General features: G+C 62.0%; 18 protein-coding genes. 9 read left to right on the forward strand and 9 right to left on the reverse strand.

Going from position 1 to position 17,604, the window contains the following annotated elements; all coding sequences use genetic code 11:
• Positions 1 to 32 precede the first annotated feature (32 nt).
• From BLS13_RS07780 to BLS13_RS07790, 3 genes are all read right to left on the reverse strand, one after another.
• Positions 33 to 170, reverse strand: a complete 138-nt coding sequence (locus BLS13_RS07780; RefSeq protein ID WP_081911883.1) for an entericidin A/B family lipoprotein — start codon at positions 168 to 170, stop codon at positions 33 to 35.
• 284 nt (positions 171 to 454) lie between these two features.
• A complete protein-coding gene (locus tag BLS13_RS07785; protein WP_093451160.1) occupies positions 455 to 1,999 on the reverse strand; it encodes a sensor histidine kinase in 1,545 nt (514 codons plus the stop codon).
• A 65-nt stretch (positions 2,000 to 2,064) separates the two neighbouring features.
• Entirely contained in the window at positions 2,065 to 2,277 is a 213-nt protein-coding gene (locus BLS13_RS07790; protein WP_143011904.1) for a NepR family anti-sigma factor, read from the reverse strand.
• 267 nt (positions 2,278 to 2,544) lie between these two features.
• On the opposite strand from BLS13_RS07790, the gene BLS13_RS07795 reads away from it, so the two are divergent.
• The 6 genes from BLS13_RS07795 to BLS13_RS07820 all read left to right on the forward strand — a co-directional run bounded on the left by BLS13_RS07795 (position 2,545) and on the right by BLS13_RS07820 (position 10,518).
• Positions 2,545 to 3,339 carry a response regulator gene (locus tag BLS13_RS07795; protein ID WP_093451163.1) on the forward strand — a complete coding sequence of 265 codons (795 nt, stop codon included), beginning with the start codon at positions 2,545 to 2,547 and terminating at the stop codon, positions 3,337 to 3,339.
• A gap of 179 nt (positions 3,340 to 3,518) precedes the next feature.
• Complete coding sequence (locus BLS13_RS07800; RefSeq protein WP_093451164.1) at positions 3,519 to 4,172, forward strand: sigma-70 family RNA polymerase sigma factor; 654 nt, start codon at positions 3,519 to 3,521, stop codon at positions 4,170 to 4,172.
• 272 nt (positions 4,173 to 4,444) lie between these two features.
• On the forward strand, positions 4,445 to 7,129 hold the full coding sequence (locus BLS13_RS07805) for a bifunctional [glutamine synthetase] adenylyltransferase/[glutamine synthetase]-adenylyl-L-tyrosine phosphorylase (protein WP_093451166.1): 2,685 nt from the start codon (positions 4,445 to 4,447) through the stop codon (positions 7,127 to 7,129).
• A gap of 153 nt (positions 7,130 to 7,282) precedes the next feature.
• Entirely contained in the window at positions 7,283 to 9,154 is a 1,872-nt protein-coding gene (locus BLS13_RS07810; protein WP_093451167.1) for a hypothetical protein, read from the forward strand.
• 60 nt (positions 9,155 to 9,214) lie between these two features.
• Positions 9,215 to 9,679 carry a thioredoxin-dependent thiol peroxidase gene (bcp, locus tag BLS13_RS07815; protein ID WP_093451169.1) on the forward strand — a complete coding sequence of 155 codons (465 nt, stop codon included), beginning with the start codon at positions 9,215 to 9,217 and terminating at the stop codon, positions 9,677 to 9,679.
• The gene (locus tag BLS13_RS07820; protein ID WP_256325758.1) at positions 9,676 to 10,518 is read left to right on the forward strand and encodes a ferritin-like domain-containing protein; all 843 of its coding nucleotides are present in this window, start codon (positions 9,676 to 9,678) and stop codon (positions 10,516 to 10,518) included. Before bcp ends, BLS13_RS07820 begins: the two co-directional genes overlap by 4 nt.
• A 90-nt stretch (positions 10,519 to 10,608) precedes the next feature.
• Here the strand turns inward: BLS13_RS07820 and BLS13_RS20980 are convergent, their stop codons facing one another.
• Positions 10,609 to 10,773 carry a hypothetical protein gene (locus BLS13_RS20980; protein WP_256325773.1) on the reverse strand — a complete coding sequence of 55 codons (165 nt, stop codon included), beginning with the start codon at positions 10,771 to 10,773 and terminating at the stop codon, positions 10,609 to 10,611.
• A 9-nt stretch (positions 10,774 to 10,782) separates the two neighbouring features.
• Between BLS13_RS20980 and BLS13_RS07825 the strand changes: the two genes are divergently transcribed.
• From BLS13_RS07825 to xth, 3 genes are read left to right on the forward strand one after another with little or no spacing between them, the layout of a single operon-like run.
• Positions 10,783 to 11,283 (forward strand): M23 family metallopeptidase, encoded by a 501-nt coding sequence (locus BLS13_RS07825; RefSeq protein ID WP_371128192.1) that lies wholly within the window; start codon positions 10,783 to 10,785, stop codon positions 11,281 to 11,283.
• A 59-nt stretch (positions 11,284 to 11,342) separates the two neighbouring features.
• A complete protein-coding gene (gene erpA, locus BLS13_RS07830; protein WP_093451363.1) occupies positions 11,343 to 11,678 on the forward strand; it encodes an iron-sulfur cluster insertion protein ErpA in 336 nt (111 codons plus the stop codon).
• 39 nt (positions 11,679 to 11,717) lie between these two features.
• Positions 11,718 to 12,494, forward strand: coding sequence for an exodeoxyribonuclease III (xth, locus tag BLS13_RS07835; protein WP_093451172.1), 777 nt, complete (start codon positions 11,718 to 11,720; stop codon positions 12,492 to 12,494).
• A gap of 8 nt (positions 12,495 to 12,502) precedes the next feature.
• Here the strand turns inward: xth and BLS13_RS07840 are convergent, their stop codons facing one another.
• The 5 genes from BLS13_RS07840 to lptF form a co-directional block, all read right to left on the reverse strand.
• The gene (locus tag BLS13_RS07840) at positions 12,503 to 13,132 is read right to left on the reverse strand and encodes a LysE family translocator (RefSeq protein WP_093451173.1); all 630 of its coding nucleotides are present in this window, start codon (positions 13,130 to 13,132) and stop codon (positions 12,503 to 12,505) included.
• Positions 13,133 to 13,144: 12 nt separating this feature from the next.
• Positions 13,145 to 14,293, reverse strand: coding sequence for an N-acetyltransferase (locus BLS13_RS07845; protein WP_093451175.1), 1,149 nt, complete (start codon positions 14,291 to 14,293; stop codon positions 13,145 to 13,147).
• An 8-nt stretch (positions 14,294 to 14,301) separates the two neighbouring features.
• On the reverse strand, positions 14,302 to 15,009 hold the full coding sequence (locus BLS13_RS07850; protein ID WP_093451364.1) for a sterol desaturase family protein: 708 nt from the start codon (positions 15,007 to 15,009) through the stop codon (positions 14,302 to 14,304).
• A gap of 219 nt (positions 15,010 to 15,228) precedes the next feature.
• Positions 15,229 to 16,323, reverse strand: a complete 1,095-nt coding sequence (lptG, locus tag BLS13_RS07855; protein ID WP_093451176.1) for an LPS export ABC transporter permease LptG — start codon at positions 16,321 to 16,323, stop codon at positions 15,229 to 15,231.
• A complete protein-coding gene (gene lptF / locus BLS13_RS07860) occupies positions 16,320 to 17,528 on the reverse strand; it encodes an LPS export ABC transporter permease LptF (RefSeq protein WP_093451178.1) in 1,209 nt (402 codons plus the stop codon). Before lptF ends, lptG begins: the two co-directional genes overlap by 4 nt.
• Between the last annotated feature and the right edge of the window lie 76 nt (positions 17,529 to 17,604).

Consider the following 17,604-nt stretch of genomic DNA (forward strand, 5'->3'; position numbering starts at 1 on the left):
CGGCGGCGGTGCCGCTCCGAATGTCTGTCCTGTTATTTTGCGTCGGCGGCTGCGTTGGCGACGGCCTTGCCTGCTGAAGAGACGTCCTTGCCGGCACCTTCGACGGTATTGCAAGCCGCGACCAGCAAGGTGGTGCTCAGGAGTGCAATGGAAAAAATGCGTGTGATCATAAGAACGTCCTCATGGATGGCGATGCCTCCGTGGTGGAGGTCGCCATGACAATGCTCCAACCATCGGGTTGTTCCCATGATGCCGACAGGGAGTGTTGTTCCACCCGCGAAATTCAAAAAATGCGGGCCCGGCAGCACGGGGGGGATAGTGCGGCCGGGCCCTGTGTTATGCGGATAGCGGGAGCGGGGGGGGGGCAAATCGCCGCTATCCGACCAAGAAAACGCGATTATGCGCGTACGGTTCCCATTTGTTCGAAAAAATTCATTGGCACGGTCCGAAAGGCCTAACTGAGGATGGCAATAGGAATTTCAAAACGGCCGGCCTGGCGATCCTGAACGAGGGTGGCCCGTAATTGGCGGGCGAGGCCGGTTATGATCCGATCGAACCGGGCGATGCCTGGATAGCGATCCATTGCCCCGTCGTTCAGCCCCAAAGTCTCTATTCGCAACAACGCCTGAAGGGGCACATCGGCCTCCTCCAGGGATATCAGGATGCTGCCGTTCGGATTGCAATGCATCATCAGTTCGACGAGTTCAGTAATCAGGAAAGCAACCGGGACGGCAACATCCTGCGAGACATTGGCGCTGATCATATGCAGGGCGATCGGCATCCCGATCGCTTCGGCCGGCGCGGAGGCGCGTAGGTTGGATGCCAGTTCTCCGGCCAGGGTTCGCAACGATAGCCCGCGATTTTCCTCCATTTCGGCATAATGGTTGCGATGCACAACAGCCAAAGCGTCCACCCGGCGCTGGATTGTCGCATAGGCATCCACCGCAGCATCGTTCGTGACGCCGCGAGCATGCAAGTTGATCAGGCTGGAAACGACCTGCAGATTATTCTTTACGCGGTGATGTACTTCGCGGGTCAGGCGGGTTTGGCGTTGGAGGCCGAGCTCCAACTCCCGTTCATGATCGATAATCTGGCGCGATGCCGTTGCGAAGCTGGTCGCGAGTTCCTGGATTTCGGTGGCCGGCGTATTGAGCCGCGGGATGGCGATGAATCCTTTCCCTGTTCGGAAATGATCTATCGTCTGCTGCAATTGCGCCAACGGCATCAGGAGCAGGCGCTTGACGATGAACCATCCGGTAAATGCTGCCGCCACCCACATCAGCACTGGCAACATGATCAGCAATATCGTCCGCGATTCCATCGGTTTTACGGCGAATGTCGCGATAACCAGCAGTGGGCGTGCCCGAAGAAGCACTGGCTTGCGAATCAGCGTCTGCCCCGGCGGATCGATACGGGAATAAATGCTGGCTGAGGCCTGCTCGTCGCGAATATCGAGGTCGATCAGCGGCAGATCTTCGCTGCCGCTGACGCGGGGGCGGATATCGGTAAGCGAGAGATCGGTTTCGGCGATCAGGCCATTCTTGCTGCTCAGGCTGGCAATTCGCAGAATTCTATGATTCGCATCGATCCATATCGCATCGCGTTGCTGCGTTGGGCGGTGGGTCGATGGTAGCGTGGGAGTGGGTGCCCCGCACAGCGGCTCGCCCTGAACCGTGCGCACGGCGATCGGCAGAGCTTCGTCATTGTCGCGCACGGCCCGTCCGGCTAGCGCCGTACACAATGTCGAAGCGTTCTGCGCACTGTCGACGGCGATATGAAGCGCTGCCCGTCGCGAATCGATCGCTGCATCGACCTTTGCTGCATACATGGTGGCCGCCATCTGCGCGGCGAGTTGTCGCTGGCCATGAGCCCAGCGGGCTGTGTCGAGCGAGGTCAGCATGGCTATGACGCCCAACGGCAACAATGCCGCCGATAAGATCAGCAACATCTTCGTGCCGGACGACCAGCCGGAAAACATTTCCTTCAACGACAGCGTCATTCAGCGAACGCCTCACTGTGCGGGCCATTCAACCGCCCGAGAAACAGGCGGCGACCGATCACCGCTCAATCCAGCTTTCTCAGCAGGTCAAGGAATTCGCTGGGAATCTCTTCGTTCACGGCTTCGGCATAAGCGGATCGCAACGCGGCGCCGACGCTTGCGTCGCGTACGGAATCGCTGCGCTTGCGGCGCGATGGCTTGGTGGTCGAAATGTCGTTCGCCGCCTCGGCCTTCTGCTTTTCTTTGCCCGACAAACCCGCGCCCCTGATGTTCATCATTTCGCCCAATGCTACCCACGCAAGGCGGCCGCCACGGGCGGCCATCCCACAGGTTCAATATGCAGTTGCGAACATTTTTGGTTTTCCCACAAAATGCACCCGTGGTTCAGGAAACAAAAAACTTCGACGTTAGTTCCATGCACTGAATGTCTCTTTTTGCACATTCAAAAATGGGGGTCACGATGGCTTCCTTGATGCGGGCTGGACTGTTAAGCGGTTCAGGTCGTGTTGAACATGCGGTACAAGAGTTAAGGAGACCACCACATCATGTCGCTCGGCCAGAAGATCGCTCCCCATCTGCCTTTCCTGCGCCGCTATGCGCGCGCACTCACCGGAAGCCAGGGCCATGGCGACAATTATGTTCGCGCCGCACTGGAGGCGATCGTGGCCGCTCCGGCGGATTTCCCCGCCGATGTCGATGCTCGCGTGGGGCTGTATCGGGTGTTTCAGGCGATCTGGTCGTCGACCAACGATGTTCTCGCCAGTTCGAGTGGTCACGAGCTTGATCGTGAAGGGATCGCCCAGGCCCGTCTCCAGACGATTACGCCTTTGTCGCGTCAGGCCCTGCTGTTGACAGCGATGGAAGGGTTTACCGTTTCCGACACGGCCTATCTGATCGATTGTTCCGAAGATGATGTGGAGGCACTGGTCGTCGATGCGCTGGCCGAGATCGAACGGCAGACGCGGACCGAAGTCTTGATCATCGAAGACGAGCCGATCATCGCCATGGATCTGGAAACGATCGTTCGCGATCTGGGGCATAGCGTTACCGGCGTTGCAGTGACTCGTGATGAGGCGGTTGCGCTGGCGCATGCGCAGCGGCCGGGCCTGGTGCTGGCCGATATCCAGCTTGCCGATGACAGTTCGGGTATCGACGCCGTCAAGGATATTCTCGCCGAATTCAGCGTGCCGGTTATCTTTATCACGGCATTTCCCGAACGCCTGCTGACGGGCGAGCGTCCCGAGCCCACGTTCCTGATCACCAAGCCATTTCAGCGTTCGACGGTGAAAGCTGCGATCAGCCAGGCGCTGTTCTTCGACGTGGCCACGGTCGAAGCCTAAGCCGGTCTCCGTTTGGCATCGTACGCCGGGTGTTGGGAACGCCGGCGTATTCATTGGAACTCGAAGGTGTTGCGCACGTTAGGCTGCGTGGACGGGTGATGAGATTCATCCGACTTTTCGGGGACTAAAAGCGTCGGTTGAGTCGTTTAACGACCAGTGACGTTCCAGCGGGGTACAGGATGGACGAAATTGAACGCGATGATCTGGATGATGTCGGCCATGCCGACAGCGTTCTGGTCGCGTTGTCCGATAACGAGTTCAAGGATGAACTCGCGCGGGTGATACCGCATCTTCGTGCTTTCGGACGATCCCTGTCGGGCAATCGCGACCTCGCCGATGATCTCGTGCAGGAGACGCTGATGAAGGCGTGGGCTGCGCGCAAGCGCTTCCAGGCCGGCACCAACATGCGGGCCTGGACCTTCATCATTTTGCGCAACCTGTTCCTGTCGCAAATGCGACGCGCGCGTTTTCGCGGTGAATGGGACGAGCTGACAGCCAGCAAGCTACTGGCGGCGCCGGCGTCGCAAGACCGCCACGTGGAACTCGCGGATCTGCAACGCGCGTTGCTCTACCTTCCCCAACCGCAACGCGAAGCGTTGATCCTGGTCGGCGCAGGCGGCTTTGCCTACGAAGAAGCTGCTGAAATCTGCGGGTGTGCGGTCGGCACGATCAAAAGCCGGGTTGCGCGTGGTCGGGCGGCGCTCGAACAGCTCATGGATCATGGTCAATTACCCTCGCGCCGCGATCATAAGACCGATCCGTCGACATCCACGCTCCAACAAATCATGGCCGACGTGGACACACTCAGCCACGGGCGAACTGCGGAGTCGTAAATTGCCGCCGGGTGAGGCCGAATTCTTTCAGTTCATCCGATCGAGCAGTTTTCGCATATCCTCGGGTATTGCCCAATTGCCTGCGTCGAAAGCGGAACGCAGAGCATTACCGACACCCTCCTGCGCATTTGGCAGAGCAATCGGCTGACGGCGCAAGGGGGCGTCAGACGGCTTCTCGTTATGATGCTGAATATCCATCCAGCTATAACGCCTTGATGCCTCGCGGGTTTCCCGGATTGCGGAAATCAACCAATTGCGTATGCCGCAGGGCAATGACGCCCACTCATTTCCCCGCGCCCCTCGTCGATGCCCTGCGGCGGATCGAGCACCATTCCGGGTTCCTGCGCATGCTTGCTGCGCGGCGCCCGGAGGTCGTATCGGCCTTCGCGGAACATGGTCTGCCGTTCACTGTGCGGTCCAGTATGGCGCCCGTCGATCTGAAACATGCCGGCCAGCAATTGCGCCAGCAGCGGCAGGCGGTTGCGCTGGCGACGGCGCTGGCCGATCTCAGCGGCGCCGCGGCGCTTGAAGATGTCGTCTCCTGCCTGTCGGGCTTCGCCGATCACGCGCTCGATACCGCGATCCGAGCGGCTATTCTGGAACGTACGCCCGATGCCGATCCGGTCGGCTTTGCCGCCCTTGCGCTCGGCAAGCATGGTAGCCGCGAGCTCAATTATTCGTCCGATATCGATCCGATCCTGATCTTCGATCCCGCAACACTGCCGCGGCGGCCGCGCGAGGAGCCCATCGAGGCGGCTGTCCGTATCGCCCTTCGCGTGATCGAACTGCTGCAGACCCGTGATGGCGATGGCTACGTCTTTCGGGTCGATCTGCGCCTCCGTCCGTCACCCGAGGCGACGCCGCTGGCACTGCCGATCGATGCGGCGCTCGGCTATTATGAATCGTCGGCATTGCCGTGGGAGCGCGCTGCCTTCATCCGGGCGCGTGCTGCTGCGGGAGATCGTGCCATGGGGCAACGCTTTCTTGACGCGATTCAGCCGTTCATTTGGCGCCGGTCGCTGGACTTCGGTGCAGTCGGAGAAATCCGCGGGCTTTCGCGGCGCATTCGGCAGCACCATGCGCAAGCACAGCGTCTGGGACCCGGCTTCGATCTCAAGCGTGGCCGCGGCGGCATTCGCGAGGTCGAATTTTTTGCGCAGATCCATCAACTTATTCATGGGGGGCGAGAACCCGCGCTGCGCGCACCCGCCACGCTGGATGCGCTTGCCGCCTTGCGCGCCGCGGGCCGGATCGAGGCGGATGATGCGGAAGGCCTGTCGGCCGCATACCGCCTGTATCGCACGATCGAACATCGTCTGCAGATGGTCGATGATCTGCAAACCCACCGGTTGCCGAAACAAATTGCCGCGCTGGACAATGTCGCTCGACTCCACGGTCTTCCCGACGGTGTCGCGTTAGTTGATCTGCTCCGGCCCGACGTCGAGCGCGTGGGGGGAATTTACGACGCGCTCGATGGGGAGCCGGTACAGCATGTTCCGCGCGATCCCGATGCACTTGAGGCGCATCTGATCGACGCGGGCTTTGTCGACGCGACGGCCGCCCGCACCCGGATCGAGTTGATGCGGGCCGGCAAGAGCCGGGCGCTGCGGACGCCTGTGGCCCAGGAAGCGCTTGAGGCGATGATGCCCACGTTGATCGCGGCGCTGGGCCGGGCCCCGGATCCCAACGATGCGTTCAGTCGCTTTGACGATCTGGTCACCGGCTTGCCGACCGCGCTTAATCTGTTTCGCTTGCTGCATGCGCGGCCCGCATTGGCGCGCACTGTGATCGATGTGCTTAGCCATGCCCCAGCATTGTCGCAGGCGCTGGCTAGGCGCCCGGCGCTCCTCGACGGGCTGATCGATGCGACCGCCCTGCAGCCGCCACCGTCGCTGGATGATCTCACGGCCGAATTTGCCGGACTGGAGCCGAATGGCGACTTCGAGTTACTGCTTGATCGGGTTCGTCAACGCGTGGGCGAGCGTCGCTTTGCGCTCGGAGTCCAGCTGATCGAAGGCGTTTCGGATCCGATCGATGTCGCTGCCGGCTACGCCCGTGTCGCCGAGGCAGCTCTGCAGGTGCTGGCTGATGCCACCGTCACCCGGTTCGAGGCGACCCACGGCCGGGTGCCGGGCGGGGAATTTCTGGTCCTCGCGCTCGGTCGGCTGGGCGGCGGCGCGCTGACACACGCATCCGATCTCGACCTCGTTTATCTGTTCACCGGCGATATCTCGCCGGAATCGGACGGCGGACGGCCGCTGGGCGCGACCACCTATTTCAATCGGCTCGCGCAACGCGTGTCTGCCGCTTTGTCGGTGCCGACTGCGTCGGGCCCGCTTTATGATGTCGATACGCGGTTGCGGCCCTCGGGGACGCAAGGGCTGCTCGCCGTCTCGCTCGACAGTTTCGATCTCTATCAGCGCGAAAGCGCGTGGACCTGGGAGCATATGGCGTTGACGCGCGCCCGTCCGATCTACGGCTCTGCACAGGCGCGCGCTGCCTTGACCGGGGTCGTCGATGCGACGCTCGATCGCCCGCGCGACGCGGGCAAGCTCGTGGCGGATGCCGCCAAGATGCGCGCGGATATCGCCAAGCATAAGCCGCCAGTGGGGCGGTTCGACGTCAAGCTGATCCCCGGGGGGCTGATAGACGCCGAATTCACAGTTCACCTGCTGCAATTGCGCCACAGGACGGGCCTCAGCCCGCGCCTCCGGCAGGCGGCCCGCGCCTTGGTCGCGGCTGGCCTGCTGGCCGAATCGGTGATCGGCGCACATGAATTGCTGACCCGGATGCTGGTAACGTTGCGGCTTGTATCGCCATCGTCGGACGAGCCGCCCGAAGCCTCACGGCCGATTGTGGTGCGGGCATGCGGCCTGCCCGATTGGCCAGCGCTCATAGCGGCTTATGATGCCGCGCGGCAAATTGTTGCGGCGGAGTGGGCGCGCGTCTCGCAATGAGAATCGGTCGAGGCAAATTCATCCGTATTTAAAGTATCGCCGCTACACAGGGCATAGTGTTGTTGCGTAGCTGTGAGTATGATCGATGAAGAAATGCGTCGCCGGCCGCGCTGAGCGGTCATGGCTTCGGCGCCCGCGTGAGCGAGCCGCCCTATGAAGCAGGAATTCATCGTCGCCGCGGCGGCGAACCCCGAATTTCCCGCCGCCCGTTCCTGGCCGCTGACACCTGCAACGGTCCTGGCGCAACTCGCGCGCAGCGGCGCGAGCCTGAGGGCCGCGGTCGAGCCCGACCGGTTCGATCGGCTCTTTTCGGCGCTCGATCGCTATCTTGCCACCACCACGCGAATGGTCGCGGATGCGATGGCGGCCGATAAATCACTCGATGTCCAGCAGGCGGCCGTCATGGAGGCGCTGGCTGACGTTGAAGCGCAGCTTGTGGCCATGGAACCCGGCGCACGGCCGGGGGGCATGCCGGTTGAAGAATGGATGCCCGCGCTCGCAGTGCTGCGCGCTGACCTGGCCGATCTGCAGCGAACCTTCGCCGCTACGGCACGGGCCGATCATGCGCCGCTGGAAGAGCAATTGATCGCCGCAGGCTTTGCCGATCCGATCAGCGGCGCCCGGCGTCTGCGCGATTGGCGAACCGGAATTCCGCCGGTGATGCGCAGCGCAGCCGAACGGCGGTCGTTCAGGGAACTCATGCCTCAGCTGATCGAGACGGTTGCGCTTCTGCCCGATCCGGATTCGGCCTTGTGCGCGATGGATGAACTGCTCACGCGATTGCCGCCTGAAATCATATTGTTCGGCGCGCTCGAGGCGCGTCCATCGCTGATGCAGTCACTATTGGGCCTGCTCGGTCATGTGCCTGCATTATCCCGCTTCCTGATCGCGCAACCGGGGCTCGTCCGCCGGTTGATCGATACCAGCGCCTATGCGCCGTTGCCGCCCTTGCTCGACATCGAACATGAACTGGCGGTCGCGCTCGCGGGCGCGGATAAGTCGGCAGCGGCCGTGCGTCTCGCCCATATCGTCAATGGCTATCGGTTCGGGCTGGGTTTGCAACTGTTCGAAGGCATCGGCGACCCGGCCGATCTCGCCACCGATGCCGCCCTGGTGGCAGAGGCAGCCCTGCGCATGACGGCGCAGACGATCATCGACCGGTTCGTGGATGTCCATGGCCGGATTGCGGGTAGCGAACTGGTGATCCTGGGGCTGGGCCGCTTCGGGGGCGGGGCACTGACCTGCCGATCCGATCTCGATCTCATCTACCTGTTTACCGGCGATCATCGCGAATCGAGCGACGGCGCCAAACCGCTTGATGCCAACGAATATTATAGCCGGATCGCGCAGCGGATTACCCGCGCCATGACCACCGCGACCTCGCTGGGACCACTTTACGAGATCGACACGCGGTTGCGTCCGTGGGGACCGAAGGGACTGCTGGCTTGCTCGACAAGCTGCTTTGGTCGCTACCACGCGGAAAGCGCCTGGACGTGGGAGCATATGGCGCTCACCCGTGCGCGGCCTGTGTTCGGGTCGGATCGCGCCCGCCGCGAGGTGACGGACATTGTCGGCCAACGCCTGCGGGAGCGGCGTAATCGCGGATCGCTGCTTGCGGATGCCCTCAAGATGCGCGGTGATATTGCGCGGCATAAGCCCGCACGCGGGCCGTTTGATATCAAGCGGGTCGACGGCGGGCTCGTCGATCTGGAGTTCACCGTCCATGTCAATCAGCTGGGTCATCATATCGGCCTGCACCCGCGGCTGCGTGCCGCCATCCGGTCATTGGTGGCCGCGGGCCTGCTTGATCCGGCGATCATCGCTGCGCACGATATGCTGAGCCGGATGCTGGTCGTGTTCGAACTGTTGTCACCGAATCCATTGGCACCGGCACCGGAGATCCGGGAAGCGATCGCTGCCGCCTGCCGTCAGCCGAGCTGGGACGCGCTTGTCGATGCCTATGATCATGCCCGCCGCACTGTGCGGCAGGCATGGAAACGCACGGTTGTTACCGCCTTCGGTTGAAGTTTGGCGCGATCCCGGCGAAAGCCTGCTGCAATCGCGAATCCAGCAGGAGGATGGGACATGCCAGATATCGGGGACAAGGCGCCGAACGTAACGCTGCACATGCCGGATGGCAGCAGCAGGGCGGTGGCGGATTATGCGGGCAAGCCGCTGGTCCTGTATTTCTATCCCAAGGATGATACGCCCGGTTGCACCACCGAGGCGCAGGCCTTCACGGCGCTGGCGGACGAATTCGCCGCCCTGGAAGTGCCAGTCGTCGGCATATCGAAGGATACTCCGAAAAAGCATCAGAAGTTCATCGAAAAACATGGGCTGAAGATCGCGCTGGCATCCGATACCGACGATGCGGTGTGCGATGCCTACGGCACCTGGATCGAAAAGAGCCTGTACGGCCGAATCTATATGGGCATCGAACGCGCGACCTTCCTGATCGCCGCCGACGGTACGATTGCCAGGGTCTGGCACAAGGTGAAGGTCGCAGGTCATGCGGCGGAGGTGCTGCAGGCGGTCAAGGCACTCGGGTGAACGATCTCGGGTCCGTCTGCCGGGCGGTGCTGGAAGCAGTCGATCCGCGCACCAAGGTGATGGCGGCCCGGGCCGCGGCGCGCGACTGGCGATTGGGCCGGCTTCGCTTCGCGTTCGATCGACCGATGCCGGCACGTCCGGCGCGCAGAGATCGCCCCATCCTGCTGCCGCCATCGCATATGCCCCGGCGCGGGCGGGCGGGATCGCAGCGCACGCGAATCGCGATGCTGCACGCTTTGGCGCATATCGAATATGTCGCGATCGATCTCGCCTTCGATCTGGTCGGTCGCTTCGGCGGCATGTTTCCCGATCGTTTCGCCGATCGGTGGCTGGCCGTCGGTGCGCAGGAGGCGCTGCATTTCGCGCTGGTCGATCGGCGGCTGCGCGTGCTGGGGGCGGCTTATGGCGATCTGCCGGCGCATGACGGCCTTTGGGAGGCGGCTGCGGCGACGGCCAATGACGCGCTTGCGCGGCTGGCGGTCGTACCCATGGTGCTGGAGGCGCGTGGCCTCGATGCCACGCCGCCGATGATCGCGCGCTTCGAAGCCGCTGGAGATATGACATCGGCGCGCATTCTCAAGAGGATAGCCGCGGATGAAGTCGGCCATGTCGCGGCCGGCGTCGAATGGTTCGGCTATCTTTGTGCGACGCAGCGATTCGATCCCGTCGAGACGTGGCGCAAGCTGGTCCGGCAAAATTTTGGCGGGGCGGTTAAGCCTCCGTTCAACGACTCGGCGCGCGATGAAGCCGGTCTAACGAAAGCATACTATATCGGGCTTGCCGCGGACTGTGATCCTTCTCACAAGGAACCCGCGTCGCAGCAGGGGGGGCAATCCTGACAGCGGCAATACGGAATTCTCCCTAGGGCCAATCGGCTCCAGGGTCGGTTTGATCGAGTCGCGAGGCAGATAATGACGTTTTTTGGCAAGTCATTCCTTCGAAATCTTAAACCTGCCCAAGCGCCAACCTTCACGAAATCCCGGCTTTTCCGGTTCGCCGCCATCCTCGCCGCACTGATCCAGTTTCCGCTCGCCGCCGCGCAGGCGCAGGTGGGTGTCGAGGGAGATAATGCTTCTCCGGCACAGCAGTTCCATGCATTGTTCATGTCGTGGAAAAAGCTGGACGCGATGGACAAGGGTGTGATCTCGATCCCTTCGATCAAGCCGATTTCTGCTTTCACCTATACCAGCGCCTTCGGCGTTCGTTCCGATCCGTTCCATGGCTATGCGGCGATGCACGCCGGCATCGATCTGGCCTCGCCCACCGGCACGCCGATCTATGCGACCGCCGACGGCATCGTCGATCGCGCCGAATGGTTCGGCGGATACGGGAATTGCGTCGAGATCGATCATGGCAAGGGCATCGCCACCCGCTACGGCCATATGTCGCGGATCGCCGCCCGTGCCGGCGACCGGGTGAAGCGCGGCGACCTGATTGGCTATGTCGGCTCGACCGGCCGTTCGACCGGTAGCCATCTCCATTACGAAGTCCGGATCGATGGCCATGCCGTCAATCCGATCCCGTTTCTGCAGTCCGCGAATTATCTGATGGCGGTGAAGGATCAGGCCGGTACGCCGGTTGCATTGGGTGGTCCGGAAGACTGATTGCGCCCAATATGCTGTCGACGATTGTCGATGGCCCCGCGAACGCCTATCTTGGGCGCATGAGCAGCACAGTCGAGATCGATCTTACCCCTTCCGCCGCCGCCCGCGTCGCGGCGATCGCCGCCCGGCAAGGCAAGCCTGCGATTTTGCGACTGGCTATCGATGGTGGTGGTTGTGCCGGTTTCCAGTATAAGTTCGAACTCGCTGATGCCGCGGCGGACGACGATACCGTCGCCATGCGCGATGGCGTGTCGCTTGTCGTCGATCCGATGAGCCTCGATCTCGTTCGCGGGGGCGCGGTCGACTATGTCGAATCGCTGGGCGGTGCGGCCTTTCGCGTGACCAATCCCAATGCGGCTTCGGGCTGCGGTTGCGGGTCCAGCTTCTCGATCTGAAGGTGACGGGCGCATCGGCGCGCGCTATCGCTTGCGGCCATGAAGATCGCAACATTCAATATCAACGGGATCAAGGCCCGTCTTCCGCGGCTGATCGAATGGCTCGACGAGACGCGGCCCGACGTCGCGCTGCTGCAGGAAATCAAGACGTCGGACGAGACTTTCCCGATCGCCGATATCGAGGCGGCGGGTTATGGGGCGATCTGGCATGGGCAGAAGGGCTTCAACGGCGTTGCCATCCTCGCCCGGGGCGAGCAGCCCGTCGAGCGGATGAAGGGTCTGCCCAACGATCCCGATCCGAGCCATAGCCGCTATATCGAGGCCGATGTCGGCGACGTCATCGTAGCGTCGATCTACCTCCCCAACGGCAATCCGGTGCCGGGGCCGAAATTCGACTATAAGCTGGCTTGGTTCGATCAGCTGCTGCATCACGCGCGCAGCTTATGGGAAGGCGAGCGCCCGGTGGTGTTGGCGGGTGACTATAATGTCATTCCGACATCGTCCACCGATGACGTATTTTCGGAACGGGCGATGGCCAATGATGCGCTGACCCAGCCCGAAAGCCGTGCGGCCTTTCGCCGGATGTGCAATGCCGGCTGGACCGACGCGATCCGCGCGGTGCATCCGACGGGACCAGTCTATACCTTCTGGGATTATCAGGCCGGTGCCTGGCAACGCGATGCCGGCTTTCGCATCGACCATCTGATGCTGAGCCCCGCCGCCGCCGATCGGCTGCGCGGCGCGGGGGTCGATAAGGATGCCCGTGCGAAAGAAAAAGCCAGCGATCATGCGCCGACCTGGATCGTGCTGGCCTGACCGGCGGGTTACCCCCGCCAGGCGAGCAGCGAGGCGCCGAAGCCCATAAACAGTCCGCCGGTGATCCGATCGAGCGCGCGTCGCCAGGCGGGGCTGCGCAACCGGCCGGCGATCGATCGGCCCCCCAGCGCATAGATGAAGTAGAACAGGCTATCGACCGCGGCAAAGGTAGCGACCAATAACGTCAATTGCGGCGCCTTGGGCGCGAGCGGATTGACGAATTGCGGAAAGAAAGCCGCGGCGAAGATCAGCGCTTTCGGGTTGCTGATGCCGACCATCAGGCCGCCGCGAAACAACGCGCCGGCCGAAAGGACAGGCCCGCCGATCTCGGCGTCCGGCAAGGTTGGCGCGGTGACCTTCGAGCGCCATGCCTTGATGCCGAGATAGATAAGATAGGCAGCGCCAGCCACCTTTACGACGGTGAACAGCTCCGGCATCGCCGACAGCAGCGCGCCCATGCCGGCGGCGGATAGGCCGAACAACGTGAGCACGCCGGAAAGGCAGCCGGCCATCGCGAAGATCGATCGCGCCAGGCCGAAGCGCATCGCTCGCGTCATCACATGCAGCATGTTGGGGCCGGGGGTGGACGAAATCAGCGCGGCGGCACAAAAGAAGATCCACCAGGTCTGCAGGGTCATGCGGGCCTCCTGTTACAGCGCCTTCGAATAGATTCGATATAGCTTGTTGGGTTTTGCATCGATCGTCTCGGCGATCGATCGCATGCCCTGGTTGCTGTCGAGGATCCAGCCGATCTCGCTGCGTGTCGCGCCATATTTGGTGACCGATGACACGCGAATATCTTCGATCATCATGAAGGCGAGCTGGCTGGCCAGACGGGTGTTCTGCAACTTGCGGACAACGCCCATCAGCGGCACCCGCACCGTCGTGACTTTCGGTTTGCGCAAGCGCCACAATAGTTTGATGAAGCCGAACGGATACAGATTGCCGTCCAGATCGCGGGTCAGTTCGTTGAGATCGGGCAGCGTCATCATGAACGCCACCGGCTCGCCATCGACTTCGGCAACAAGGATCAGGTCCTCATAGACGATCGGCTTCAGCTTCTTGCTGACATAGGCGATCTCGCTGTCGGTGATCGGCACGAACCCCCAATTGTCCGACCAGGCATCGTTCAGGATGTTGAGGATCAGGGTCGCTTCCTCGGCGAAGCGGCTCTTGTCGACCTGCCGGACACGGATACGCGTATTGCGCTCACCAGACTGGATGATGCGTTGAACGAACGGGGGGAATCGCTCGACGATATTGACCTGATAGGTCAGCAGATCGCGGACCGCGGCATAGCCGGCCCCTTCGATCCATCCCTGATGGATGGGATTGTGATGGCCCATCATCACGGTTGGCGGATGATCATGGCCCATGACCAGCAGGCCGGGCTCGTCCCAGACCGAAATGCTGATCGGTCCCATCGCGCTGGTCATGCCCTTGTCGCGCAGCCATTGCTCGGCCTGCGCGATCAGCGCGGTGCCGACGTCGCGATCGGCGGCCTCGAACAGGCCCCAATTGCCGACACCGGGACCGCCGCCCTTCTCGGGTGCCATGCCGAGCAGCAGATGATCGATATGTGCGCTGATCCTGCCGACCAGCTTTCCATCGCGCTCGGCCAGGAATAATTGCGCTTCGCCATGTTCGAACCAGGGATTCTTGCCCGGCGTGATCAATTCCATCACGTCCGCCTTCAGCGGCGGCACCCAATTGGGGTCCGCGGCATTCAACTCGTAGGCGAGGTCGATGAAACGCTTTTTGTCGGCCCTGTTAAGGACCGGACGAATTTTGATCGACATGGTCGGTGTTACCGATGGTGGCGCTGGCGCGGGTGGCCGGTGGCGACGCCACCGGAAAGGCGGGCGACGGCCGGATAGAGCTCGGCGATCTCGGGCGTGTAGCCCAGATTGAACACGGTTTCGCTTTTGCGCGAACGCTCGATCCGCTCGTAAAATGTGCCGAACAATTTGTCCCAGAAGAAGTTGGTGATGCCGAAATTTCCGGTTTCGTCATGGAAATGGTGTGCCATGTGGCGCGCCTTCATATCGACCAGAAATTTGAAGCGCGGCTTATACGACAGATGCTGGATACAATGGCAAAACTCGTAAAAGCAGGTCGTCAGCAGGCCGGCGGCGAATGCCGCGCACGCCGTGCCGAAGCCGCCCAGCGCGTAGCCCAGCGGGACCGTCATGAGAACGATGGGTGGCAAGGTCGTATGCAGTGCGCCGAACAGCACTTCGAGATGGTTCGGATCCTGATGGTGGTCATAATGGATGCGCTTCCAGGTCGCGGCCAGCAACGGTACCTTGAACATCCAGCGGCTGTGCAGCACCCAACGGTGCAGCACGTACCAGACCAGCGGATAGACCATGATCGATATCATGATGGCCGCGATCGAGGGCAGCAGCGGGCCCGGACGCCACACCGCTCCACCGATCGCCGCTGCCGCCAGCACGAGATAGGCGATAATGGCCGGATATTGGAAATAAGCGACGACGAGTTCGCCGAGCGTCATCCGGTCCAGATGGTGCGATCGCGCCCAGAAGGCGGGCTTGGTTGCGCTGACTTTCACGATAGACCTCGAATATCTCCACGCCGCCCCGAAAGAGGGACGAATATGGGGCGTTCTATTGGCTTGGCAATGCGGCGGATTTGCGACGCAAGGCGTCTGTTTCGAAATGCGCCTGTGCTGCAAATGCGTAAAAGGCCTATTTCGAATCTAAATCTGGCCCGATTATTCCTCGGTCCGGATTAGCACCGCTTCACCGATCAACAGGAACAGGAAGAATGGAGACCACGCGGCCAGCAAGGGCGGATAGGCGCCGAGGTTTCCCATCGCGAGTGCGAAATTGTCGGCGACGAAATAGGTGAAGCCGAGCGCCATGCCGATCACCGCGCGGATGAACAGGTGCCCCGTCCGCGCCAGGCCAAAGGCGGCCACCCCGGCCAGCAGCGGCATCAACACCGATGATAAGGGCAAGGACAGTTTGTGCCAGAAGCCGGCCTCGAGCGGGCCGGTCGGTCGCCCGGCGGCCTTCAGGTCGATGATGGCAGTGCGGAGCTGGAAGAGCGATTTGGCCGCGGGATCGACATTGGCGAGCGTGAAACGGTCGGAGGTCACGCCTTTGCCGAAGGCGAAGCCGGGGATGGTCTTCGTCGTGCCACGCGCGACATCGAACAGCGAAACATCCTGCAAGTGCCAACCGCCATCGATTTGAACGGCGTGCTTGCCCTTTATGATCGAAATCAAACGACCACCTTCGCGATCGTAGATGGTGACGTCGGTGAGACGTGCCTTCAGGCCACGCCCTTGCGCCGTCAGCGCATGGATCAGATCGTCGCCATCACGGACCCAGACGTCGCTGACCACCCCGCGATCGATCGGAATTTTTCCATAACCGGCATTCTGCCAGGCGGTGAGTGTCGCGGTTGCCCGTGTTACGACCCGTTCGTTGAACGCGAACGAAAGCAGGGCCACGCCGATGCTGGCGACGATCAACGGGGCCAGAATCTGGTGGGCCGAGACGCCGGCCGCTTTCATCGAGATGATCTCGCTATGCTGATTGAGCGTCACGAACGTTATCAGCGTTCCCAGCAGCGCCGCGAACGGCAGGAAGCGGGAGATGATCTGCGGCGTGCGCAGCGTCACATAGGTCCACAATTCGGGATTGCCATTGCCGGGATAAGCCAGGATATCGCCCGATTCACCAAGAAGGTCCAGGGCGACAAGGATCAGCACCAAAGCCGCCAGCACCGAGGCCGATCGGACGAGGAACATCCGCGCCATATAGAAGGTGATGGTGCGGGACGCGAAGAAACCGATATTCATGCGGGGTTCTTCCGGCCGCGGGCGAAGCGGAACCAGCGCGACAATGCTGCTGCACCCTTGGCGGATGCACGTTCGAGCGCGCCGATGGCCTGACCGCCCGGCACATGCGCGGTGGTGCGGTACATCCACCATACCAGTGCCGTGAAGGCAAGGAAGGGCAGCCACAGGGCGATGATCGGTTCCACCCGGCCGAGCGCCGCTACCGAAGCCGCATATTCGTTGATCTTGTGTTGGGTTACCAGCATCACGATCGACAGAAACACACCAAGCGCCGAGGATGATCGCTTCGGCGGGACGGCGAGCGCCAGCGATAGCATCGGCAGCAGGAACATCGTCGCCACTTCGACCAGCCGGAAGTGAAATTCGGCACGATATTCGGATCGGGCTTTGGGTGGCGTTCGTTCGTCGAGCGCCACCATCGCAAGTTCAGGGATTGTCATCTCCATGTCCCGTCCGCCGCGCTGTCGAAATGCTTCCATGCGCGGAAGATCGATCGGCAGGTCATGGCCGACGAAGCTCAGCACCCGGGGTTCCGGAAACGCCGGAGCGTCATGGACGAGCACGCCGTTACGCAGACGCAGGATTATCGTATCGGGGTCGTCGGTCGCCATGAACTGCCCATGCTGCGCGGTCACCGCCAGCGATTTGCCGTCATTGGTCTGCGTCATCACGAACAGATCGCTGAGTTCGCGGCCGCCGTCGCGGCTGCTTTCGACGCGCAGGGTCATGTGCTTGCTCAACCGCGTGAACTCGCCCACCTTGATCGAGGCGCCGAGTGCGCCAGAGCGTAGCTCGAAGCGAAGCCCTTCATAGGCGTAGCGCGCGTAAGGCTGGACGAAGCCGACGATCCCGAGATTGAGCAAAGCCAATGCCGCCGCATACATATAGGGCACCCGCAGCAGCCGACCGTAGCTCATCCCGATCGCGCGGAAGACGTCGAGTTCCGACGACAGCGCCAGCTTGCGGAATGCGAGCAGGCAACCGAGCATCAGCCCGATCGGGATGCCCAGCGACATATATTCGGGGATCAGATTGGCGAGCATTCGCCAGACGACGCTGACCGGTCCGCCTTCGGACACGACGAAGTCGAACAGCCGCAACATCTTGTCGAGCGTGAGCAGCATTGCCGCGATCACCAGGCTGGCGAGCAGCGGCGTGGCGATCAATTTGGCAAGGTATCGGTCGGTAAGCGTACCAAATCTCAACTTTTCGACGCCTCATGACCATGTTCTGGCCGCAATCGCAGCCGATCTTGCGACTCATGGGGGCGGTGTGCCGGCC

It is taken from the genome of Sphingomonas sp. YR710, assembly GCF_900101455.1.
In the GTDB taxonomy this organism is placed as follows: domain Bacteria; phylum Pseudomonadota; class Alphaproteobacteria; order Sphingomonadales; family Sphingomonadaceae; genus Rhizorhabdus.